The organism is Pseudovibrio japonicus, assembly GCF_014651595.1.
GTDB classification, from domain to species: domain Bacteria; phylum Pseudomonadota; class Alphaproteobacteria; order Rhizobiales; family Stappiaceae; genus Pseudovibrio; species Pseudovibrio japonicus.
Genome location: NZ_BMXE01000001.1, coordinates 414,139 through 434,872 on the forward strand (window position 1 = coordinate 414,139; position 20,734 = coordinate 434,872).

A 20,734-nucleotide genomic window follows, 5' to 3' on the forward strand; every position below is an offset into this window, starting at 1 on the left:
CCATTGACAATTGGCTACCGCACGGCGGGATCTGTCGCTTTGACTTTGCCCACATCCACGTGGGACACACCGCGGCCCTTTTTGCTGCGCCAGTCAAGATAAGCGCCAAAGATTTCAGTTTGGTAGCCTTTGATGCCGGGGAGCGATCTTACGTCGCCACCGGCCCACGGCAAGAACGGGGAGCGGCGCACGGAACCATACAGCCCTACCCTCAGTCCCGGACGGGTTGCGATGCCCCGTGCATGGAACCCGTGGGTATCTGCGATGACGAGCGTATTTGCGGGAACTGCGAAGGACACAGGTTTTTCAAATCCCATCTGTTGCATTTGGTCTTCGCTGATGCGGAACGAACCAACTGCGTGATTTGAATCGCGGGAAGTGGCAGCTGTGAGGCTTTGCTCATACTCCCATTTTGTTCGCACCTCATTTAACCTGTGAGACCCCGACACATACTGAAAAGGCCCATCTGCAAGCTCAACATCCTTCAGAAAGAGCCAAGCTTTCGCCGTGGAGTGAAAGGTATCTGAATGAAAGTTGGTTTGCGGGTCTTTGCGTTTTTGATCCAGATCCCAAAGGACAGTGTGCAGATACACGAGCGGATCAGCATTGTTGGAGGCGACGTAGCGCAAGCCTTGTTGGAAAATATCAGCACCGACAGCGGCTTTCAGGCCAGGTAATTTTTTCAGTATAGCGGGCGTCAGACCAATGAAACGGGTGACGGTACGCCCTTGTTTCATCTCACGCGCTGCAAACTCGTTCTGTTCCAGTTCCTCCTGCACCGCTTTAAAGACATCGGCAGGCAATACATTGTGGCGCACAACATACCCGTTTTCATGGAAGAACTTTCGATCGTCAGCTGGCAGGAGATGCTCCATTTGCCGGCGACGCATGTCCGCCATACGTTCGGCAAACGCCATCCGCCGGATATGAAAACCTCTCTCATTGAGGGAGCGACTGCCGATAATCGGGTTATCGCGAAACGACTTTCCGCCCAGAGCAATATCGGCAACCCATAGCGGGCTCTTGAGCATTTTCAGAGGTGTCATCGCGGCGTCCTAAAACTGAGGAATTGCATTATAGCAACTCTAAGTTTTATTCCTATACCGTGACAATTCAAAGGCTTCGAGGGCAAGGTTATGGGTACGCAGCGTTAATTGCTCCTATCACCCACCAATTCAAGGAGTGATGAATGAAGGGGTTTAGTAGGTATTATTTGTGAGACTAGAGGAGAAAGGGAGTGAGCTATGGGCAGTGGTGCGATGCAGCCGGAGAGTTCCCGGTCTTTTCAGGATCTGGTGATAGTAGCTGTAAGGGTGGTGCTGGGGCTTGGGTTTATGGTGTTTAGTGCCTACGTCCTTATTGAAGCAGCGCTGGCGCTTTATGAGCTGGATCTGATCGGTATGGTGAGTGCTTACTTCCTGTTTTTCTGCACGGTTGGGCTTGGGCCGTTCTTCTGGCCCTTTTCATGGCCGTTCGGGGAGGAACATTGACTAGCTCACACATGCTTTGATTTCGTGCGTCCAAACGTATCCAGATGCCCGCAGCTGCATCATAAGCACACACTCATACCCTTAAGCTTCTTCTTTTTCCTGCACCACTTGTCTCACCGCATGCTCATTGCCCCAATCGCGCAGTGCGGTGATGATCGGGCGCAGGGTTTCTCCCTTTGGGGTGAGCGAGTACTCCACGTGGGGCGGGACTACAGCATAGACTTTGCGGGCAACCAGACCATCATTTTCAAGCTCACGCAGCTGTTTGGTCAACATGCGCTGGGTGACTGATCCGACTTGCTTTTTCAACTCACCGAAGCGCTGGGTACCTTCCATCAGGTGGTAGAGGATGACGCCCTTCCATTTGCCGCCAATCAGCTCCAGTGCAGCTTCTACCGGGCACCCCTGACTGCAATTGTACTGTTCGAAGCGTTGACTTTTATCATTCATATTATCTCCATAGTATACTTGTTGTACCTATCGGCCCAATTTGTGCGTACTTGTTCCCGATATAGCGACTATATAGGTTCCTTGCCAGAAAACAAAAGAGAGGATCAAACAATGACGTTGACTATCGTTGCCAATATCCACGCTGTTAAAGGCAAGGAAGACCTGCTTAAGGCAGAGCTTGAGAAGTTGATTGACGTGAGTCGCGCAGATGCCGGTTGTCTGCAATACGACCTGCACGTGGACAATGATGATCCCACTCACTTTTTATTTTTTGAACAATGGGAAAGCCGCGCATTGTGGCAAGACCACATGAATATGCCACATCTAACAGCATACATCGTCGCCACAGAGGGTGCCGTTGATAGATATACTGTAAACGAAATGACGCGCATCTAACGGGTGTCACTCCTGCTCTGCGGTGGCTTCTCATTTTGGTGAAGACACTGCAAAAGTTGCGGAGTGCTATGGTTCGTAGACGGCCGCCTGCCTAGGTATGACTGCACCAGACGATGATGGAAATCTCGCTGTGTTTCATAGGGTCCTGAACTGGCGAAAGTGGAACCTGACGGCAGGATAAAGGCTCCGGAACCGCCCAAACAACCTAAGCCGGGTTTGTAATATTCGCCGGTGTTGGCCTCCCCCGGTTTGGCCGCGGCGTTTGATAACAGAAAATCTCAGGCAAAAATTGAACAGCCCGGCCATGTGGTTGGGCTGTTTGTGCGTGGCGTGGCCTGTAACACATCACAGATATTAGGAGAAAATTAATGGAATCATCCCACAAAGAGAACATAGAAAGAACATCGGGTGCGAGATTACTATGTCCAAGAAGTTTCAGTGGCGACAGCTTTGGCGGAACGTTCCTGATTACACGGTAGGTACGGGCGTTCTCAATACTGAAATGAGTATGCGGGTGCATCGCGAAGAAAGTGACACGACCCGCAAACCATGGCGGTGGGAGCTGCATCATAATGGTGTTGTGTGCAAAGGCGACGTCAACGACAAGGTTGAAGCCATGCGAAAAGCGCAGGATGCCTACATCGCTTACCTGCGCTGATCTTTGTTCCGTTTTAGGCGGGTATGCTTTAAGCCTTTGATCATTCAAGCTTGCGGCAGGCTCATTGATTGAATCTGCCTTCTCTCCCCTTCCCCATTTGCAGAGCGAATTTTATCTGGTTGCTGCGGCTGGCTTGGGTTGCACTGTTCTTTTTGAGGCATCCGGTGTTGTCAGCGCATAGACAATGCTGCCAAGCACGATCACAATTCCGACCCACTGGCGGAGGCCAAACTCCTCTCCGATCAACAACAGACCGCACAGAACAGCGGTGACCGGATTGACCAGTGACAGGAAGCCGATCGTTGTTGGGTTGAGTTGAACGATCCCCTTCATCCAGTTAACGGACGCCAGACCCATTCCCAAGATGCCAATCCAGAAGAATGCCAATGCCATGTTCAGATCCGGCATGGGGGCAGCGCCTTCCAGCATAAGGGCGATGGGCACCGCATAAAGGCCACCCAGGGTGACGTGCCAGCCGGTGTAGGTGACCATGCTCACATCAGGCTTACCCCATTTGCCACTGAGATAAACGCCCGTAAACGTGCTCAAACACGCGGCCATTGCCGCTGCAATGCCCATCCAGTCCAGTTCAACAGCGCCAAGCAGCAACAAGCCCACGCCGGTTAAGCCAAGAAGCGCGGCCATGAGCTGGCGGGCAACGGGCTTTTTCCCGTCCAAAATCCAGATGTAGAAGATGATCTGCAAAGGAAGCGTTGCCATGAGCGTTCCGGCCATCCCGCTTGGCAGACGGAAGGCGGCGATGAAGACAAAGAAGATCATGGATAGGTTTGTCAGGCCGATCGTCATGGCACGCTTTACCCATGGGCCTTTAAGCAGGCCGGGAGACAATGCCAGCAGCAGCAGGCCTGCGGGCAGCAAGCGATAGACCACCATCCAGACAGGATGATCTGCAGGCAGCAGCAGTGTGGTGACGGCGTATGTGGTGCCCCAAATGGCGGGCGTGAGCGCGGTGCGCAGTTGAATCAACATATACTTCGACCTCAATTATTTTGATTTCAAACTATTTGAGGTGATGTTTAAGATATGTACGCAGAAACGTCAAGTATCTTGATATCAAGTAATTCATCTGCAATATATGGGCACATTGCCGAGAACCAGATTATTGAGAGTGACCATGACTGATCATGTTGCCCGCGTTGTGAACCAATGGAAAAGCGAATACTCCGAGGTTGATGCCAGCCCGATGTATGTGCTGGCCCGGATGATGCGGCTGAGCACGCAGATCAACAAGACACTTTCTGCCAATTTTGGCAAGTTTGGTTTGGCAACAGGTGACTTTGATGTTCTGGCCACACTGCGGCGCAGTGGTACGCCTTATGCGCTACGCCCAACCGAGCTAACTCGGTCGAGTATGCTGACGTCTGGCACCATGACGAGCCGTCTGGACAAACTGGAGAGACTGGGTCTGGTCCGGCGGGAGGCGAACCCGAATGACCGGCGTGCATTGATGATCCACCTGACCGATGCGGGGCGAACTCTGGTCGAGAAAGTCGCAGGTAAGCACTTTGAGCTTGAAGCCGAGATGCTCAAGGCTCTATCGCCGGAGGACCGTGAGGCACTTGCGGGCATTTTGGAGCGCTGGAGCCACAAGCTGGAAACAGACGGGACAATGTAACTTATCCTTCAGAACTGCTGCCAGCCGGTTGCTTGGGCACCTTTGCAAGACCTCGCTTTGTTTCTTGAGGTCCGCAAAATCGCTAGGAGTTGTACCAACTTGCCAGCCCCCTTAACGCAGTTGTTTTTCCTAAAATCACAGGTTGTTTTTAGAAATCAGTTCCCCATCTGAAGATGTAGGAAGCTCAGATCCTAGCAAAAGTTGATTTATCCATGATGGGTGACGTGGCCAATCCACTGATTGGCGCTGTTACCAATAGATTTGCACACCTACTATTCAGGAATGATATGTCCAAGAGAAAGATTTCTACAGCCGTGCTGCTATTTTCAATTGTCATGTGTGGTTCTGCTGCAGCCGGACCTGTCAATATTTCAAACCAGACAATTGATCATGAACGTACATGGTTTGGCCCGACCAGCGTTCAGGGAACCACAGCCAAAGGAGCCTTGCGGATTGTGGGACCGACCAACTTCAAAGGTTCCAAGTTTCGTTCCAACGTTTCTGTTGTTGGGCCTTTTCACTCCACTGCTTCCCGATATAGGTCCCAAGTCTCTGTCACCGGACCGGCAACCACCAAAACCTCAGTCTTTCAGTCGAAGGTTTCTGTAATCGGGCCTTTCAATTCAATGAGGTCGGAATTCAAGAAATTGGTTTCTGTAACCGGACCGGTGAGCGCATCGAAAACAGAGTTTGGTGGTCTTAAAATCAACGGTGGAAGCAACAAGCTGTCCAACAGAACCACCGCTGAGCACGTAACGATCCGATACACTGGGAAGAAATCTGGCAGACCCTATCTTTGCCTTGACGGTAAAACTCAGGTCGCGAGTGTGACCTTTTCTGGCGTGAAGGGGCGTGTCTATCTGGAAGATCGGCGCTCATCTGTAACAGGTCGGGTTAGGAACGGCAAAACCATCAGAGGTCGTTGCCCTGAGGATTGATCCTGCGTACGTATATTGCGCAAATGGCCCTGTATGGGGCGAGCGGAACTGACGGTGCCTGCTTGAGCGGTTTTGTCAGTTCCGGCTGATTTTCATGATTATTACTTGGCTCAGGAGTTACCGGACAAGCAGGCTGAGAACGCGCCGCCCATTTGCTTGAGCAAGTTGGTGTACAGCTGCGGACCGTCGTCCAATGTGGATCCCAGCGGGTCCAGTTCTGCAGAGTTCACGTTGGTGCCTTCCTTCAAGACCTCAACCATTCTCGGGTTGAACTGAGCCTCGGAGAAGACACAGGCCACGCCAAGGTGTTCCAGCTTTTCCCGCACTTCCGAAATGCGTCTGGCACCGGGCAGAACTTCCGGACTTACGGTCACAGAGCCGACCGCGTTGAGGTCATAGGCCTCTTCGAAGTAACGGTAGGCATCGTGGAACACCACGAACGGCTTGTTCTGTTGGTTTTGCAGCTCTGCCTTCAGTATTTCGGAAGCAGCATTAATCTCGTCAGCCTCAGCCTTTGCGTTGGCAGCATATTGCGCGGCGTTTTCCGGATCAGCTTCTGAAAGAGTTCTCTCAATTTCGTTCAGCATGGCGATGGCGTTTTGCGGGTCCAGCCAGATGTGCATGTCCACGGCTTCCTCGCCATGGTCTTCATGGGCAGCATGGTCGTCATGCTCATCATGATTATCCGCCTCGTCATGGTCATCATGAGCTTCATCAGCGTGCTCGGCGTGCTCGCTCGCGGTTTCACCAGCATGATCGTCGTGCTCATGGCCTTCAAACTCGCCGCCTTCGCGGAAGCTGAGCAGGGTTAGGCCATCTGCCTCACTCAGTGTTGCGATGGTGGCGTCGTCCGCGAGGTTCTCCAGCGGGTTTTGCAGGAAGCTTTCCATCTGGGGGCCGACCCAGAACACAACATCCGCATTGGCGATCTTGCGGGCCGTTGATGGGCGCAGGCTGTAGGAGTGTGGTGAGCCTACCCCTTCGACCACCAGATCGGGGGTGCCGACGCCTTCCATCACGCTGGCCACCAGAGAATGGACCGGTTTGATGGAGGCCACCACGTTGATCTGCGCCTGAGCCAATGCCGGAAACGTCACACTGCCCGCCAGAATACTAAGAATACTGATTGAACTCAGGAGATGCCTCATACGCACCACACCCCTTTTGTTATACTATTACATCTGATTTCGTTACTTTATAACGTCACATATTTTGGAGTGCAACGGGCTTTCCTCTGATTTATGCAGTTTTTGGAAATCTCGAATTAACGGAGAAAAAATCGATTTAATTTCAGAAGGTTATATAGGTCATTGCCTTATTACCTGTTGGTTTTGCCTGATCTTGCTGCCAAATTGCCAAGAGAGCTGTTATATTGCCCAAAAATACACAAGGATACTTTATGGCAGAGATTAAGGATGAGTTGGACCGCAAGCTAATTGCTATCTTGCAGGGTAATGCTAGGGAACCAGTATCTTCGATCGCCCGCCGGCTGGATGTGGCTCGTTCGACGGTTCAGGAGCGTATTGCCCGTCTTGAGCGGAAAGGCATCATTATTGGCTATACGGCTATCCTTGGTGATGATCAGGATCATAAGCGCGTTCAAGCACTTGTCATGCTCTCTGTGGCCCAGCAGCGCTCCCGCGAGCTGATTACCCAACTGGAATCCTACCCTGAAATCCGAAGCTGTCTGACGATCTCCGGTGAGTTTGATCTTTGCTTGATTGTTGAGCCTGACCGTTTGGAGGATCTGGACGCCGTGCTGGACGAAATTGCAGCCATTCCGGGGGTGGAGCGCACCCGTTCGTCGATTGTGCTGACCAAGAAGTTTGAGCGACAGCGGCCTTTCATGCCGCAAAACGTCTATAGTCTTGAGAACTAAGGTTTCTTCATCTCCGCACAATTTGCCTGCATGATTTAGCTGGTGCCCGCACGGGTACTTTTAGTGATACGAATCATATGAGCAAGGCACCCGAGACCCGTTAATTTTACTCAATATATGTCAATATGACATAATAACCGCTATTATGCCGAAATAAAACGTCATTTCGGCAGGTTGCCCCGTAAACTTCGGCAGTGTTTTCGCTTAAACTGATTGATAGTTGAAACAAGCTTGGAGGGGCTTATGAGCCGACATCATGTTGCTGTTGTGGGTGCAGGTAAGATCGGTGGGATGATCGCTGCGCTGTTGCAAGGTTCAGGTGATTACCAGATCAAGGTGCTGGACCAGAGTGCGGATGCGCTGAGTGCGCTGGACGTGCCGCACGTGACCACAGAAGCACTGGATGTAAGTGACCTGGGCAAGCTCACGGACGCTCTGAAGGGCTGCGACGCGGTTATTTCAGCTGCGCCATTCTTCCTGACACCTGTCATTGCACAGGCAGCCAAAGATGCAGATTGCCACTATCTTGACCTGACCGAAGATGTGGCCAGCACTGCTGAAGTGGAGAAGATTGCTGAAGGTGCCAATAAGGCATTTGCTCCGCAGTGCGGCCTCGCGCCCGGTTTTGTCTCCATTGCCGGATATGATCTTGCAAAGCAGTTTGACAGTCTGGAAGACCTGCACCTGCGTGTGGGCGCACTGCCCCGCTACCCGACCAACAAACTCAAGTACAATCTGACATGGTCTACGGACGGCTTGATTAACGAGTACTGTAATCCTTGCCTTGCCATTGAAGGTGGCGAGCTGACCAAGGTTCCGGCACTTGCGGGCCTACAACATTTCTCGCTGGACGGCGTTGATTATGAGGCGTTCAACACCTCTGGCGGTCTGGGCTCTTTGTCCGACACGCTGAAGGGAAAAGTACAAAGCCTGCGCTATCTTTCCATTCGCTATCCGGGTCACCGGGATATCATGGAGTTGTTGCTCAAGGATCTTGGCTTCATCAATAAGCGCGAACTCCTGAAGGAAGTGATGGAAGATTCCATTCCTGTGACCATGCAGGACCGTGTGCTCATCTTCATCACAGCCACGGGCATGAAGGACGGGCGCTTCCAGCAAATGTCCTACTCTCATGTAGTCAATGACCGCGAGATCATGGGTAAGCACTGGAGCGGTATCCAGATCACCACGGCGGCCAGTATTTGCGCCACGCTGGATCTGTTGATGGATGGCACGTTGACCGCCAAGGGCTTTGTGAAGCAGGAGAGCATTAGCCTGCAGGACTTCCTCGCCAACCGCTTTGGCGGACTTTACAACAATGGCGGGTCTGATGAGCAAACCCCAGGACGCCAGATCGCAGCTTAAGGCACCTGACCGCCTTCTAGTGTGATCACAAAAAACAAAAAGCGCAGCTTCCTTACGGAGGCTGCGCTTTTGATATGGCATTCAGTATTACCGATCAGTCGTCGCGCAGACGGTCTTTGATCTCATCGGACAATGGCAGCGTGACTTCAGTCAGCTTGCCGTCTTCCAGCACCAAGACGCGGTCAGCACATTCCAGCTCGCTGGCGCGGTGAGAGACCATAAGGACGGTTTTGCCTCTGGTCATGGCGCGGAAGGAGGCGAGCACCGTGTCTGCTGTTGCATGATCTAGCCCCTCGGTGAGCTCGTCCGCCACCCAGATTTCAGGATCGCGCAGGTAGGCACGGGCCAGCGCCAGACGGCGTCCTTCGCCACCAGATAGGCCCAGACCGCCCTCGCCCAAGCGGGTTTCCAGCTTTTCCTGTCTGCTTTCCACCAGCTCTTTGAGGCCAGCATGGGAGAGAGCCTCCCACAGGTCTGCATCGCTTGCGTCTTCGCGGGCAATGCGCAGGTTTTCGGCAATGGTGCTGTGGAAGATCTGCGTGCGCTGGCCAACAACAGTCAGGGCTGCGCGCAGTTTATCTTCGGCGAGACAGTTCAACTCAACGCCACCGATCTGCACTGAGCCGTTCTGCGGTGTTTGCAGGCGGGCAACGATGGCAGCGAGCGTCGATTTGCCTGCACCACTTGGGCCGATGATTACTGTGCGGCTGCCCGTTGGCAGGGCAAGGTCTACGCCTTCCAGAATAGCAGCTGCCTTGGGTGTGTAGGCAAAGCGGATATCCTTGAGGCTGAGCGCGTCTTTGCCAGCTTCAAACACTGGGGCCTCAGACCCACTACGTGCGCTTTGCAGCGCTTCACTATCCTGCCCGGATGTGAGTAGAGAGCGCACACGGTCGGCAGCGCCAGACATCTTGCTCCAACTGCCTGCGCTGTTGGCAAGGGAGATCAGCAGTTCTGGCAGGGCCAGTGCGACGAAGGCAAACAAGGCGATGTGCTGCAGTTCCATCTGTCCTTGCTGATAGGAATAAGCTGCGAACAGGAAGGTGACTGCCACCATCACTTGGCTCATGGTGCTGATGACTGCCTGGTTGCGCATTTCAGTGAGTTCGTTTTGCTCCTGCACCTCATCCAGCTGGTTGACGGCTTTCAGTGCCGACAGGCGCTGCTGTTCCAGACCGCCAAAGACGGAAAGGTCACGGCGACCACGCACAAGATCAGACACGCGAACGCGCAGAGCGTCACGGGCAGTGTTAAGCTTGCGGGCCTGCGCCTTTTGGCGATGACCGCCGGAGCGTGCCAGTACGGTCAGGCCAGCGGCCTGCACGGCGCCAAGGGCGATGGAGGCCATTGGGGAATAGTCCCACAGAATGACAAGGGTCAGACCGGTGATGATGGTTGCGGAGCTGAGCGGCACCACCAGACGCAGGAACAGACCGTCGAGCTGGTCCACGTCACTAACCACGCGGGACAATGCGGTGGCGGAGCGTTGGCTTGACGTACCATTACCTTCGCGGGCAACAAGGCCACGGAAGACGCCGGAGCGCAGGTTTGCCAGAAAACGGAAGGTGGCGTCGTGGGTGATTACGCGTTCCACATAGCGACCGAAGATGCGCATGAACGCATAAAGGCGAATGCTGTTGGAGGCAGCGGAGGTGCTATAGACAATCGCGCCTGCTGACAGGCCAGCAAGGGCGGTTGCGGTGATGAAGTAGCCGGAGACAGCCATCAGGGCGATGCCTGCGATAGCTGGAATAAATGCGAGGATCAGACCACCCCAGAAGGCAAGCGGTTCTTCTTTTTGCAGCAGCCAGATTATGCGAAGGGACGATCTCATTGCTGTTCTCCTTCGCGTTCACTTACTTCAACCAGCACACCCTCTTTCAGGGTCAGCACACGGTCGGCAGAACCAACGACACGCGGGTCGTGGGTTGCGACCAGAACGGGCTTGTTCCGGGCCAGCGTCTTCAGGGCTGTTACAACCTTTTGCGCGGTTGTTCCGTCCAGATCTGCGGTTGGTTCGTCTGCGATGATCAACCGTGCATCTTTGCGCAGGGCGGCGCGGGCCAGTGCAAAGCGGCGACGCTCGCCCAATGACAGGCCTTTGCCGTCTTCGCCGATCTGACCCGATAGGCCTCCGGGAATTTTCGCAAGCAGCTCATCAACCGCGGCCAGCTTCAGGGCTTCGGTTAGTGTTGCATCGTCGGCAGATTCTCCGGCACGGCGCAGGTTTGCCCGCAGCGTGCCGTGGAACAGCTCCGGATTTTGCGAGAGCACGGAGATGGATTGTTGCCAGTTGGTCAGGCCGTAGGAGGAGATGGGCAGGCCGCCATAGGCGATCTGGCCCTGATCTGCTGGCAGGAAGCCCAGGATGCAATCCATCAGGGTTGATTTACCGGTTCCACTTGGGCCTTTAACAACCACCAGCTCGGGTTCACCGAGGGCCAGGTTGACGTCTGTCAGGATTGAGCGCTGGCCACGGGAAACGCTGAGATTGCGAATGGTCAAGGCACCGGTGGCTGGCAGGGGAACAATGTGCATGCCCTCAGCCACGCTTGCCTTTTGCTCATCGTTTTCAAGCTGCTTTTGCAGTTCAACGATATGATCGGCGGCGGCAAGTCCTGCTGCGCGGTCATGATAGGCGGCGGCATAGGCGCGGAGCGGCGCAAAATACTCAGGAACGATCATCAGCACAAACAGGCCTCCCGCCAGTGTCAGCGGAGAACCATAAGTGCCGAAGCTCCAGTCACCAAGCAGTGAGAAGCCTACATAGATGGCGGTGAGGGCGATTGCTGCGGCACTGAACAGTTCGAGCGCGGTGCTTGAGAGGAATGCGATGCGGAGCACGCGCATGGTGGACATGCGGAACTCGCCGCCTAGTTTGCGGATATCATCTTCAGAGCGTTTAACGGCGCCGAACAAGCGCAGAGTTTCCATACCTCTGAGGCGATCAAGTAGCAGGCCGCCCATATCGGCGAGCACACCCAGCTGCTGATCGCTGGCTTTTTTAGCGCGGATACCAACGATGGCCATGAAGACAGGTACGAGCGGTCCAAACACCAGCAGGCACAAGGCTGCAAACCAGCTGACATAGGCGACTGAGGCAAGTAATACGAGAGGGACGAGTGAAAGGCGCGACTGGATTGGGAGAAAGCGGCCAAGGTACGGACCAATGGCCTGAATGTGGTCTACCGCGATTGAGGCGATTTTTCCGCTGGCGGGCAGTTCGGTTGCCGGTGACAGGTTGGTCAGGTTGCTCAGCAAACTGGTTTCCAGCCTGTGGCGCGCCTTGGAAGCTGCGCGAACCGCGATCCCGCCCCCTTTCACCCGCAGAAAGTGGCGAATGACGGCAAGGAGCAATATGGAAGCTGTTGCGTAAAATGGATCAAGGCCCGGTCCTTTAGGATCAATCAGGCCCGCGATTGCCAGAGCGAGAAGTGCTGCTTGCGGTATCCAGAGAAGCTCAGAGATGCCTTGCAGCATTGCACCGCGCTTGACCAGTTTCATTTCCGGGCGAACAGCATCCTGCAGCCATATCTGACCGGCGGACTTTTTGCGCCCGCGCTTTTTCGCATGGGCGCTGGCCTGCGCTACATCTTCGTCAGATAACTCTGTAATATCTGCTAGGTTTTCAGTCATTCCGCTTTTCCGGTTCCCTCTTGCCGGGGCATCTGCCTGTAACTCTTTCAGTCAATTTCCGAAATAACTCTTCAATTGCCTGCACTTGCTTGTGCAATGGATTGACCTACACGGTCCATGATTGCAACACGCTCGTTAGAATTACTCCAGTTTTTTAATAAATCGCAATCAACTCAGGGGCGAAGATACCCCATTTAGCATGGGACATAAGCGCACAGGTGTGCCCTGCGAAATCTTCGGTGCCCGGAACCTCTTGCTTTCCCGAGCTTTACGGGGTTTTACCGAGAAGCTGCCACGACAAAAATCAATCCGGCTCATGGATTCCCCATTTTCGGGAAAATTAACGGCTTTCCGCTAGGGTCCCCGCGTTGTCTTGTGCGTCTCAGCCTACATAGAGCGATTGAGTTCATATTGCTGAATAACAATAAAGGGAGAGAACCTGACATGTTTTGCTCTTTTCGTCGTGTTTGCCTGACGGCAGCCTGGGGCCTTGGCCTTGTCTTCTTTGCTATAACCTCCGCAAAAAGCGGTTTTTCTCAGGAGCGGGACGATGTTATTCCGCCATTGGACATTTTTAAGACAATGGCCAGCGATCTGCAGCCTGATGGCTGGATCACCTTTCAGGAGCTGGATGGCAAGCAGATTGTCAGCTTTGCGCCGATCATGTCCCTGAGATGCAGACTCAAGGAGATCCGGTATTCCGTGGATTCAAAAGATCTGGATCAGAGCTTTCCTATCCCTGAATGCGATCGTGAGTATCCTTTCCAGGTGGAGCCGGACAGCATCCACCAGCCTTATATCATCGAATTTGATGGCGGAACGGTGCAGGCTCTTGCGGTGCAACTGACCTGGGATGACGATAGCAAGAGCGATATCGCCTATTATGAGCCGTGCCGTGATGTGGATTCCACGCCCTGTGCCTACCCTTTAGGCAGCAACCTATAAAAAAGGCGCTCCGAAGAGCGCCTCTTTAAAATTCTTCCCAGTAAAGGCTTATCCCATTGTCGGGATAGAGAATTCTGCGCCTTCCTTCACACCGGACGGCCAGCGGGATGTGACTGTCTTGGTACGGGTGTAGAACTTGAAGCCATCAGGGCCGTGCTGGTTCAGATCCCCAAAGCCGGAGCGCTTCCAGCCGCCGAAGGTGTGGTATGCCAGCGGCACAGGGATTGGTACGTTGACGCCAACCATGCCGATGTTGATACGGTTGGTAAAGTCGCGCGCCGTATCACCATCACGGGTGAAGATCGCAGTACCATTGCCATATTCATGTTCCATTGGCAGCTGGATTGCGTCTTCATAGGTTGCTGCGCGTACAACGGTGAGAACAGGACCAAAGATCTCTTCTTTGTAGATGTCCATGTCTTTGGTTGCGTTATCGAACAGACAAGGACCGATGAAGTTGCCGTTTTCGTAGCCCTGCAGTTTGAAGTCACGACCATCAACAACAAGGTTCGCGCCCTGCTCTACTCCAGAGTTTACCAGCCCAAGGATACGCTCGCGGGCCTGCGGTGTGATAACAGGACCAAAGTCAACGTCATCACCAGCAGTGTATGGGCCAACTTTGAGGCTCTCTACACGCGGGATCAGCTTTTCGATGAGGCGGTCTGCAGTTTCCTGCCCAACAGGCACAGCAACGGAGATTGCCATGCAGCGTTCGCCAGCAGCGCCAAAGCCAGCGCCGACAAGAGCATCTGCTGCCTGATCCAGATCCGCATCTGGCATGATGAGCATGTGGTTTTTCGCGCCGCCGAAGCACTGGACGCGTTTGCCGGAGGCTGTGCCACGGGTGTAAACGTATTCAGCGATTGCGGTGGACCCCACGAAGCCAACGGCCTGAATGATTGGATCGTCGAGGATCGCGTCTACGGCTTCCTTATCGCCGTTGACGACGTTCAGGACACCATCTGGAAGGCCTGCTTCCTGCATGAGTTCTGCAAGCATCATTGGCACGGACGGATCACGCTCTGATGGCTTGAGGATGAAAGAGTTTCCGGCTGCGATTGCAACGCAGAATTTCCACATTGGGATCATGGCTGGGAAGTTGAATGGGGTGATACCTGCCGCTACGCCCAGAGGCTGTCGCATGGAGTACATGTCGATGCCAGGACCTGCACCTTCGGTGTACTCGCCCTTCATCATGTGCGGTGCACCGATGCAGAATTCTGCCACTTCCAAGCCGCGGATGACATCACCTTTTGCATCCGGGAAGGTTTTGCCGTGTTCAGCAGACAGTTTGGATGCCAACTTGTCCATGTCGCGGTGAAGCAGGGAAACGAACTTCATCATCACACGCGCACGGCGCTGTGGGTTGGTTGCTCCCCAACCGATCTGCGCTTTTTCCGCGATGGCAACCGCCTCTTGCAGTTCAGCTGCGCTTGCCAGAGCAACTTTTGCTGTTACTTCGCCCGTTGCTGGATTGAATACGTCTGCTGTGCGGCCAGATTTGCCTGCTACACGCTTACCGTTGATAAAATGACCAATCTCTTCCACGGTGAGGTCCTCCCTCTAAATGTTTCTGATTGTTCTAGCGCACCACCGCGTTGCTTTTGCGGGTTTGCGGGCGAATTTCTGTATAGTCCTAGCATGAACTATATTTTTCGCGTATCAATGCGATAATTTCCAAAACCGTTGTGCGAAATTTAAATCCCAAACACGACGGAACGCAGACGTGGGAGAGATCATGAACTGGGATGATGCAAGGGTGTTTCTGGCAGTGGCCCGCTCCGGCCAAATACTGGGGGCGGCGCAACGGCTCAGTTTGAACCATGCCACGGTTGCGCGGCGTATTTCCGCGCTTGAGGCGGCGTTGCAGGCTAAGCTGATTGACCGGCGGACCACCGGCTGTGCTCTCACCAGTGAGGGCGAGCGCTTCTTTGAGTTCGCGGAGAGCATGGAAACCGAGATGCTTTCAGCGCGGGCAGAGATCGGCGGGACCGATGTGGAGCTTTCCGGCGCTGTGCGGATTGGTACACCAGATGGGTTTGGCGTTGCCTTTCTTGCGCCGCGTCTGGGTGCGCTCAATGAACGTTATCCAGACCTTACTCTCCAGCTGGTTCCGCTGCACCGCGCCTTTTCGCTTTCCAAGCGCGAAGCTGATCTGGCGGTGACGGTTGGGCAGCCAGACCATGGCCGACTTGTGAGCCGTAAGCTGACCGACTACACACTGGGTCTTTATGCATCACGCACCTATGCAGAACGTTACGGCTTACCGCAGAGCGAAGAAGAGCTGAAACAACATCGCCTGATTGGATATGTGGATGACCTAATCTACGCCCCTTCCCTCAACTACTGTGCTGAGTTCTCCAAGGATTGGCAGTCCCGGCTGGAATGCGCCAGTGCTCTGGGACAGACGGAAGCTGTGCGGGCGGGCAGTGGGATTGGCATTCTTCACGGGTTCATTGCCGATGGAAATGATGACTTTGTGCCTGTGCTCCCAGAAAAACGCATTTCGCGTAGTTACTATCTGGTCACCCATGAAAGCGCCCGACATTTACGACGTATCAAAGCTGTCTCTGATTTCATCTTTGACCTGGTCAAACAGGAGAAAGATCTTTTTATGAACCAGCAATAGGGCATGCATTTCGTAGTGAAATGGTCTCAGCGTTAGCCAGCTCGACTTCCCTGTCTCGATCAGATGCCAATAAAAAACGCCGGTCCAACTGGCCGGCGTTTCTTGTTCTCTGATTTTCAGATGAACTTATGCGAGTTCAGGCAGTGTCTGGTTATAAGCACCCACTTCAGGGTTTTCACGCAGAACCGCGTCTACCGCTTTGAACATCTCGTGCAGGCGTACTTCGGAGACAGGGCTTTCCACCACAACTACCAGCTCAGGCTTATTGGAAGAGGCACGGACGAGGCCCCATGTTCCATCAGCGCATACCACACGCACGCCGTTGACGGTAATCAGGTCAGCGATATCCTGACCGGCCACTTGCGCGCCCTCTTCCTGCAGGGACTTGAAACGCGCAACCACTCGATCAACTACGTCGTATTTGATCTCATCGGCACATTTGGCGGCCATGGTTGGGGAGCCCCAGGTCTTGGGCAGATCGCGGCGCAAGTCAGCCATGGACTTGTCCGGGTTGCGGTCCATCATGTCCAGGACAGCGATTGCGGAGACGGCACCATCATCATATCCGCGACCGATTGGCGGGTTGAAGAAGTAGTGGCCGGACTTTTCGAAGCCAGCGACCGCACCCAGCTCGGTGACGCGGCGCTTGATGTAGGAGTGACCGGTTTTGAAGTAGTCGGTCTTTGCACCATTTGCCTTGAGCACCGGATCTGTGTGGAACAGGCCGGTTGACTTCACATCAACCACAAACTGGCTTTCCGGGTGGAGCGCGGAAATATCGCGGGCAAGCATGACGCCCACTTTATCTGCAAAGATCTCTTCGCCTTCGTTATCGACCACACCACAGCGATCGCCGTCGCCATCAAAGCCCAGACCCACCTCTGCGCCGGTTTCCAGAACCTTGTCTCGGATTGCATGAAGCATCTTCATGTCTTCCGGGTTCGGGTTGTAGTTGGGGAAGGTGTGATCCAGTTCGCAATCGAGCGGAATGACATCAACGCCCAGCGCTTCCAGAATACGCGGCGCAAATGCGCCAGCAGTACCGTTGCCACAGGCGACAACAGCTTTGATCGGTCGCTTCAGCTTTTCGCGCTCAGTCAGGTCAGCGATGTAACGATCTGCTAAATCCGGATGATATTCATAGGAGCCCCCGCCGCGCAGGTCGCTTGCGCCTGCCATCACAATCTCTTTCAGGCGGGTCATTTCTTCCGGCCCGAAGGTGAGTGGGCGGTTTGCCCCCATCTTCACGCCAGTCCAGCCGTTGTCATTGTGGGAGGCGGTGACCATGGCCACGCATGGCACATCCAGATCGAACTGGGCATAGTACGCCATTGGAGACATGGCGAGGCCGATGTCATGTACCTTGATGCCAGCTGACATCAAGCCAGTGATCAATGCCATTTTGATGGATGCAGAGTAGCCACGAAAATCATGGCCTGTGACGATCTCGGGGCGGACGCTTAGCTCATGAATAAGAGTGCCAAGCCCTTCGCCCAGCGCCTGAATGCCCTTCAGGTTGATCTCTTCTTCAAACAGCCAGCGTGCATCATACTCGCGAAAACCGGTCGGTTTGACCAATGGTGTTGTTTCATAGGCCAAGGTGTTTGGTGTTAGCTGTGAAACCGGAATAATTGACATAGTTTCTCCTAGATAAGCCTCAGGTCACGGGAAATACTGAGACGTGAGGCTCTTATTATTGTCCGTTCTGAAATGAGCGTGTGCCCGAAACGGTATTCAAATTCAGGTTATACGCGCAGGATGTCGTCCTCCGCGATATATGCGCCTGACTGGACCTCGATCATGCGGACCGGAATTTTTCCCGGATTTTGTAGTTTATGCCGTGCTCCCAGAGGGACAAAGACAGATTGATTTTCCGAAATCAACTCATTTTTTCCGTCAATCGTGACCTCCAGCGTTCCGCTGACAACTACCCAGTGCTCTGCGCGGTGGATGTGGCGCTGCAGGGTCAGGCCCATGCCCGGCTTGATCATCATGGACTGCACGCGGAAGCGCTCACCCTCAGAGATGCGCTCGCTCCAACCCCACGGGCGGTAGACACGGCGGTGCTGAACGGTTTCAGAACGATTGGCGCTGTCCAATTGCTCCACCACCTTCTTGACGTCCTGCGCCTTATCTTTTGCAGCAACGAGGAGCGCGTCCTTGGTGTTCACGACCATGACGTCCTGAAGGCCAACAACGCTGACAAGCGCATCTTCAGAATAAACGAGGCAATTTTTGGACTGTTCGAAGATCGCCTCCCCTAAAGCGGAGTTTCCCTCATCATTCTTGGCCATGGACTCCCAGATAGCTGGCCAGGAACCGAGATCGCTCCAGCCCGGATCGGTTGGGACGCAGGCGACGTTCTCCTCATTTTCCATAATCGCATAATCAAAAGAGATATTGCGCACCTTTGCAAAGGCGCCTTCTTCAAGGCGGAGGAAATCCAGATCGTGACGGGCGTTCTTGGAGGCTTCGGAGACTTGCTCCCAGATATCGGGTGCGTGTTTTAGGAAGGCATCGCGCATGGTCGCAGCGGAATACATGAAAATGCCAGCATTCCAGAGGTAATTGCCGTGTTTGAGGAACTGTTCAGCGGTTGCCAAATCCGGCTTTTCGACAAAGGCGTCCACTTTGCGCACAGGTTCACTGCCAGCACAGAGCCTGATGTAGCCGTAGCCTGTGTTGGGTTCGCTAGGTTCAATACCAAACGTAACGATCTGACCGGCTTCAGCAGCGGTTTGCGCGGCTTCTACCGCTAACTGGAACTCTTCTTCATCTGCAACCAAATGGTCAGATGGCAGGAGCAACACAATTGCGTTTTCGTCCGTTTGCAACGCCATTAGCGCTGCAAGGGCCGCCGGCGCTGCCGTGTTGCGTCCGCATGGTTCAAGCACAATGGCTTGCGGTTTAATCCCCATCTCGGCCATCTGCTCTCCGATCAGGAAGCGGTGGTCCTGATTGGAGATGACGAGCGGTGCACGGAACTGATTTGAGCTGACGCGCTCGCATGTTTTTTGAAAGAGGCTTTGACCTGAAAAGATAGGCAAGAACTGTTTTGGCCTTTCTCTACGGGACAGAGGCCAGAGGCGAGAACCAAACCCGCCCGATAGAATCACGGGCGTGATTTTTCTTGTATTATTGCCGCTCATATATTCTGGATCACTTTCAAACAAGGAACAGACTATTGGTAGACGCAGATGCGGCAGGTCAAAACCCTCAAAACACGTAGGGTTTCAATGTTCCACACCTTCTCGTGGACAATCCTGAAGCGTATTACCGTCAATATGGCCCTAAAGTTCCCCTTATTTTTCAGGGGTATTCAGTGCATTTTCGACGGGTCACGATACCCTTGAATTTATTAAGCATTTGTTCTGGGGGGAAGATGCGGGAGGAACTGGGGCGGACTATCGAGGATAAAGAGGAGGAGCTTGTTGCTCTGACCCGTGATCTGATTGCGTTTCCGACAATCAATCCACCTGGAGAAGCTTATCGTCCTTGTGCAGAGTTCATTGGTGAGCGTCTGAAGCGTAAGGGCTTTTCAGTTGAGTATGTGAGAGCTGACGGTACACCCGGCGACTGTGAACAGTACCCGCGTATCAATGTGATTTGCCGTTATGAAGGGCGTGGCCCTGGCCCTTGCATCCATTTTAACTCACATATCGATGTTGTTGAGGTTGGGCATGGCTGGACGGTTGATCCATTTGCGGGTGTGGTGAAAGACGGAAAAGTCTTTGGGCGTGGTGCCTGTGATATGAAAGGGGGGCTGGCGGCTTCCATCATTGCGGCGGAAACCCTGATTGAGTGCTTTCCCGAGTTTTGCGGGGCGATCGAGATCTCCGGTACGGTTGATGAGGAATCTGGCGGGCTGGGCGGTGTCGCCTATCTTGCTCGGCATGGCTATTTTTCCAAACCGCGTGTGGATCACGTAATCATCCCCGAACCGCTTCACAAAGACCAGATCTGCCTTGGTCACAGGGGTGTGTGGTGGAGCGAAGTTGAGACTCGTGGATCCATTGCGCATGGGTCCATGCCGTTTCTGGGTGACAGCGCAATTCGTCACATGAGTGCTTTCCTGCACGAGCTTGAAACGGAGCTTTATCCCGCGCTCAGCAAAAAACAAACACAAATGCCGGTTATTCCTCCCGGCGCCCGTTCGTCTACCTTAAATATCAACTCGTTACATGGCGGGCAGGATGAAGGACACCATGGTCTGCCCTCCCCATGTGTTGCAGATAGCTGCCGTATCGTTCTGGATCGTCGCTTCCTGATTGAGGAGCCTTTGCAAGACGTTAAGCAAGAGATAGTTGAAATATTAGAAAACCTGCGTAAAACACGTGAAAATTTCGACTATGAGCTAAAGGATCTCCTTGAAGTTCTCCCGGTGATGGCGGAGAAAGACTCTCCAGTCGCCCGCGCGGTTGCAGGCGGCATTCGGGACGTGCTTCAGAAGGATGCGTCATATGTGGTTTCTCCGGGAACCTATGATCAGAAGCACATTACACGGCTTGGCCACTTGCACGATTGCATTGCATATGGCCCGGGCGAACTTGAGATGGCACACAGGCCGGATGAATTTGTTGGGATTGAGGATCTTGTTGACAGTGCAAAGGTAATGGCGCTGGCTGCGTACTCTCTTCTGACAGAGCCAACAACAAAACAAACAACCACAACACTGCCTGGACATGTGCACTCTTGAAGTATAGGGGATGAAA

General features: G+C 53.8%; 19 protein-coding genes. 10 read left to right on the plus strand and 9 right to left on the minus strand.

Translation table 11 applies throughout. The annotated features are described in order from the left end of the window. Window positions 1–14 precede the first annotated feature (14 nt). Complete coding sequence (locus tag IE076_RS01785) at window positions 15–1,046, minus strand: phytanoyl-CoA dioxygenase family protein (protein WP_189434812.1); 1,032 nt, start codon at window positions 1,044–1,046, stop codon at window positions 15–17. 198 nt (window positions 1,047–1,244) lie between these two features. On the opposite strand from IE076_RS01785, the gene IE076_RS01790 reads away from it, so the two are divergent. Further along, the gene (locus tag IE076_RS01790; protein WP_189434813.1) at window positions 1,245–1,490 is read left to right on the plus strand and encodes a hypothetical protein; all 246 of its coding nucleotides are present in this window, start codon (window positions 1,245–1,247) and stop codon (window positions 1,488–1,490) included. Window positions 1,491–1,571: 81 nt separating this feature from the next. Here IE076_RS01790 and IE076_RS01795 read toward each other — a convergent pair whose 3' ends face one another. Continuing rightward, window positions 1,572–1,940, minus strand: coding sequence for a winged helix-turn-helix transcriptional regulator (locus IE076_RS01795; protein WP_189434815.1), 369 nt, complete (start codon window positions 1,938–1,940; stop codon window positions 1,572–1,574). A gap of 111 nt (window positions 1,941–2,051) precedes the next feature. Here IE076_RS01795 and IE076_RS01800 point away from each other — a divergent pair, with 111 nt between their 5' ends. Then, window positions 2,052–2,336, plus strand: a complete 285-nt coding sequence (locus IE076_RS01800; RefSeq protein WP_189434817.1) for a putative quinol monooxygenase — start codon at window positions 2,052–2,054, stop codon at window positions 2,334–2,336. Window positions 2,337–2,757: 421 nt separating this feature from the next. Beyond that, window positions 2,758–2,994, plus strand: a complete 237-nt coding sequence (locus tag IE076_RS01805) for a hypothetical protein (RefSeq protein ID WP_189434818.1) — start codon at window positions 2,758–2,760, stop codon at window positions 2,992–2,994. Window positions 2,995–3,105: 111 nt separating this feature from the next. On the opposite strand, the gene IE076_RS01810 is transcribed toward IE076_RS01805, so the two are convergent. Further along, on the minus strand, window positions 3,106–3,984 hold the full coding sequence (locus tag IE076_RS01810; RefSeq protein WP_189434820.1) for an EamA family transporter: 879 nt from the start codon (window positions 3,982–3,984) through the stop codon (window positions 3,106–3,108). 145 nt (window positions 3,985–4,129) lie between these two features. Here IE076_RS01810 and IE076_RS01815 point away from each other — a divergent pair, with 145 nt between their 5' ends. Together IE076_RS01815 and IE076_RS01820 are read left to right on the plus strand one after the other, a co-directional pair. Further along, window positions 4,130–4,630 carry a MarR family winged helix-turn-helix transcriptional regulator gene (locus IE076_RS01815; protein ID WP_189434822.1) on the plus strand — a complete coding sequence of 167 codons (501 nt, stop codon included), beginning with the start codon at window positions 4,130–4,132 and terminating at the stop codon, window positions 4,628–4,630. Between the two features lie 287 nt (window positions 4,631–4,917). After that, window positions 4,918–5,568 carry a hypothetical protein gene (locus IE076_RS01820; RefSeq protein ID WP_189434824.1) on the plus strand — a complete coding sequence of 217 codons (651 nt, stop codon included), beginning with the start codon at window positions 4,918–4,920 and terminating at the stop codon, window positions 5,566–5,568. Between the two features lie 110 nt (window positions 5,569–5,678). On the opposite strand, the gene IE076_RS01825 is transcribed toward IE076_RS01820, so the two are convergent. Next, a complete protein-coding gene (locus IE076_RS01825; RefSeq protein ID WP_189434826.1) occupies window positions 5,679–6,716 on the minus strand; it encodes a zinc ABC transporter substrate-binding protein in 1,038 nt (345 codons plus the stop codon). 251 nt (window positions 6,717–6,967) lie between these two features. Here IE076_RS01825 and IE076_RS01830 point away from each other — a divergent pair, with 251 nt between their 5' ends. Then, the gene (locus IE076_RS01830; protein WP_189434828.1) at window positions 6,968–7,447 is read left to right on the plus strand and encodes an Lrp/AsnC family transcriptional regulator; all 480 of its coding nucleotides are present in this window, start codon (window positions 6,968–6,970) and stop codon (window positions 7,445–7,447) included. Window positions 7,448–7,690: 243 nt separating this feature from the next. Further along, complete coding sequence (locus IE076_RS01835) at window positions 7,691–8,812, plus strand: saccharopine dehydrogenase family protein (protein ID WP_189434829.1); 1,122 nt, start codon at window positions 7,691–7,693, stop codon at window positions 8,810–8,812. Window positions 8,813–8,906: 94 nt separating this feature from the next. Here IE076_RS01835 and cydC read toward each other — a convergent pair whose 3' ends face one another. Both cydC and cydD read right to left on the minus strand, forming a co-directional pair. Next, on the minus strand, window positions 8,907–10,646 hold the full coding sequence (cydC, locus tag IE076_RS01840) for a thiol reductant ABC exporter subunit CydC (RefSeq protein WP_189434831.1): 1,740 nt from the start codon (window positions 10,644–10,646) through the stop codon (window positions 8,907–8,909). Then, the gene (gene cydD, locus IE076_RS01845) at window positions 10,643–12,448 is read right to left on the minus strand and encodes a thiol reductant ABC exporter subunit CydD (RefSeq protein ID WP_189434833.1); all 1,806 of its coding nucleotides are present in this window, start codon (window positions 12,446–12,448) and stop codon (window positions 10,643–10,645) included. The genes cydC and cydD overlap by 4 nt, the downstream gene beginning before the upstream one ends. A 444-nt stretch (window positions 12,449–12,892) precedes the next feature. Here cydD and IE076_RS01850 point away from each other — a divergent pair, with 444 nt between their 5' ends. Next, the gene (locus tag IE076_RS01850; protein WP_189434835.1) at window positions 12,893–13,393 is read left to right on the plus strand and encodes a hypothetical protein; all 501 of its coding nucleotides are present in this window, start codon (window positions 12,893–12,895) and stop codon (window positions 13,391–13,393) included. Window positions 13,394–13,441: 48 nt separating this feature from the next. Here the strand turns inward: IE076_RS01850 and IE076_RS01855 are convergent, their stop codons facing one another. Beyond that, window positions 13,442–14,941 carry a CoA-acylating methylmalonate-semialdehyde dehydrogenase gene (locus IE076_RS01855; RefSeq protein ID WP_189434837.1) on the minus strand — a complete coding sequence of 500 codons (1,500 nt, stop codon included), beginning with the start codon at window positions 14,939–14,941 and terminating at the stop codon, window positions 13,442–13,444. A gap of 190 nt (window positions 14,942–15,131) precedes the next feature. Between IE076_RS01855 and IE076_RS01860 the strand changes: the two genes are divergently transcribed. Further along, window positions 15,132–16,022 (plus strand): LysR family transcriptional regulator, encoded by an 891-nt coding sequence (locus IE076_RS01860; RefSeq protein WP_189434838.1) that lies wholly within the window; start codon window positions 15,132–15,134, stop codon window positions 16,020–16,022. 126 nt (window positions 16,023–16,148) lie between these two features. On the opposite strand, the gene IE076_RS01865 is transcribed toward IE076_RS01860, so the two are convergent. Both IE076_RS01865 and IE076_RS01870 read right to left on the minus strand, forming a co-directional pair. Next, the gene (locus IE076_RS01865) at window positions 16,149–17,660 is read right to left on the minus strand and encodes a phosphomannomutase/phosphoglucomutase (RefSeq protein WP_189434840.1); all 1,512 of its coding nucleotides are present in this window, start codon (window positions 17,658–17,660) and stop codon (window positions 16,149–16,151) included. A gap of 107 nt (window positions 17,661–17,767) precedes the next feature. Next, window positions 17,768–19,171 carry a mannose-1-phosphate guanylyltransferase/mannose-6-phosphate isomerase gene (locus tag IE076_RS01870; RefSeq protein WP_189434842.1) on the minus strand — a complete coding sequence of 468 codons (1,404 nt, stop codon included), beginning with the start codon at window positions 19,169–19,171 and terminating at the stop codon, window positions 17,768–17,770. 233 nt (window positions 19,172–19,404) lie between these two features. On the opposite strand from IE076_RS01870, the gene IE076_RS01875 reads away from it, so the two are divergent. Beyond that, window positions 19,405–20,718, plus strand: a complete 1,314-nt coding sequence (locus tag IE076_RS01875) for an acetylornithine deacetylase/succinyl-diaminopimelate desuccinylase family protein (protein WP_189434844.1) — start codon at window positions 19,405–19,407, stop codon at window positions 20,716–20,718. Window positions 20,719–20,734: the final 16 nt, after the last annotated feature.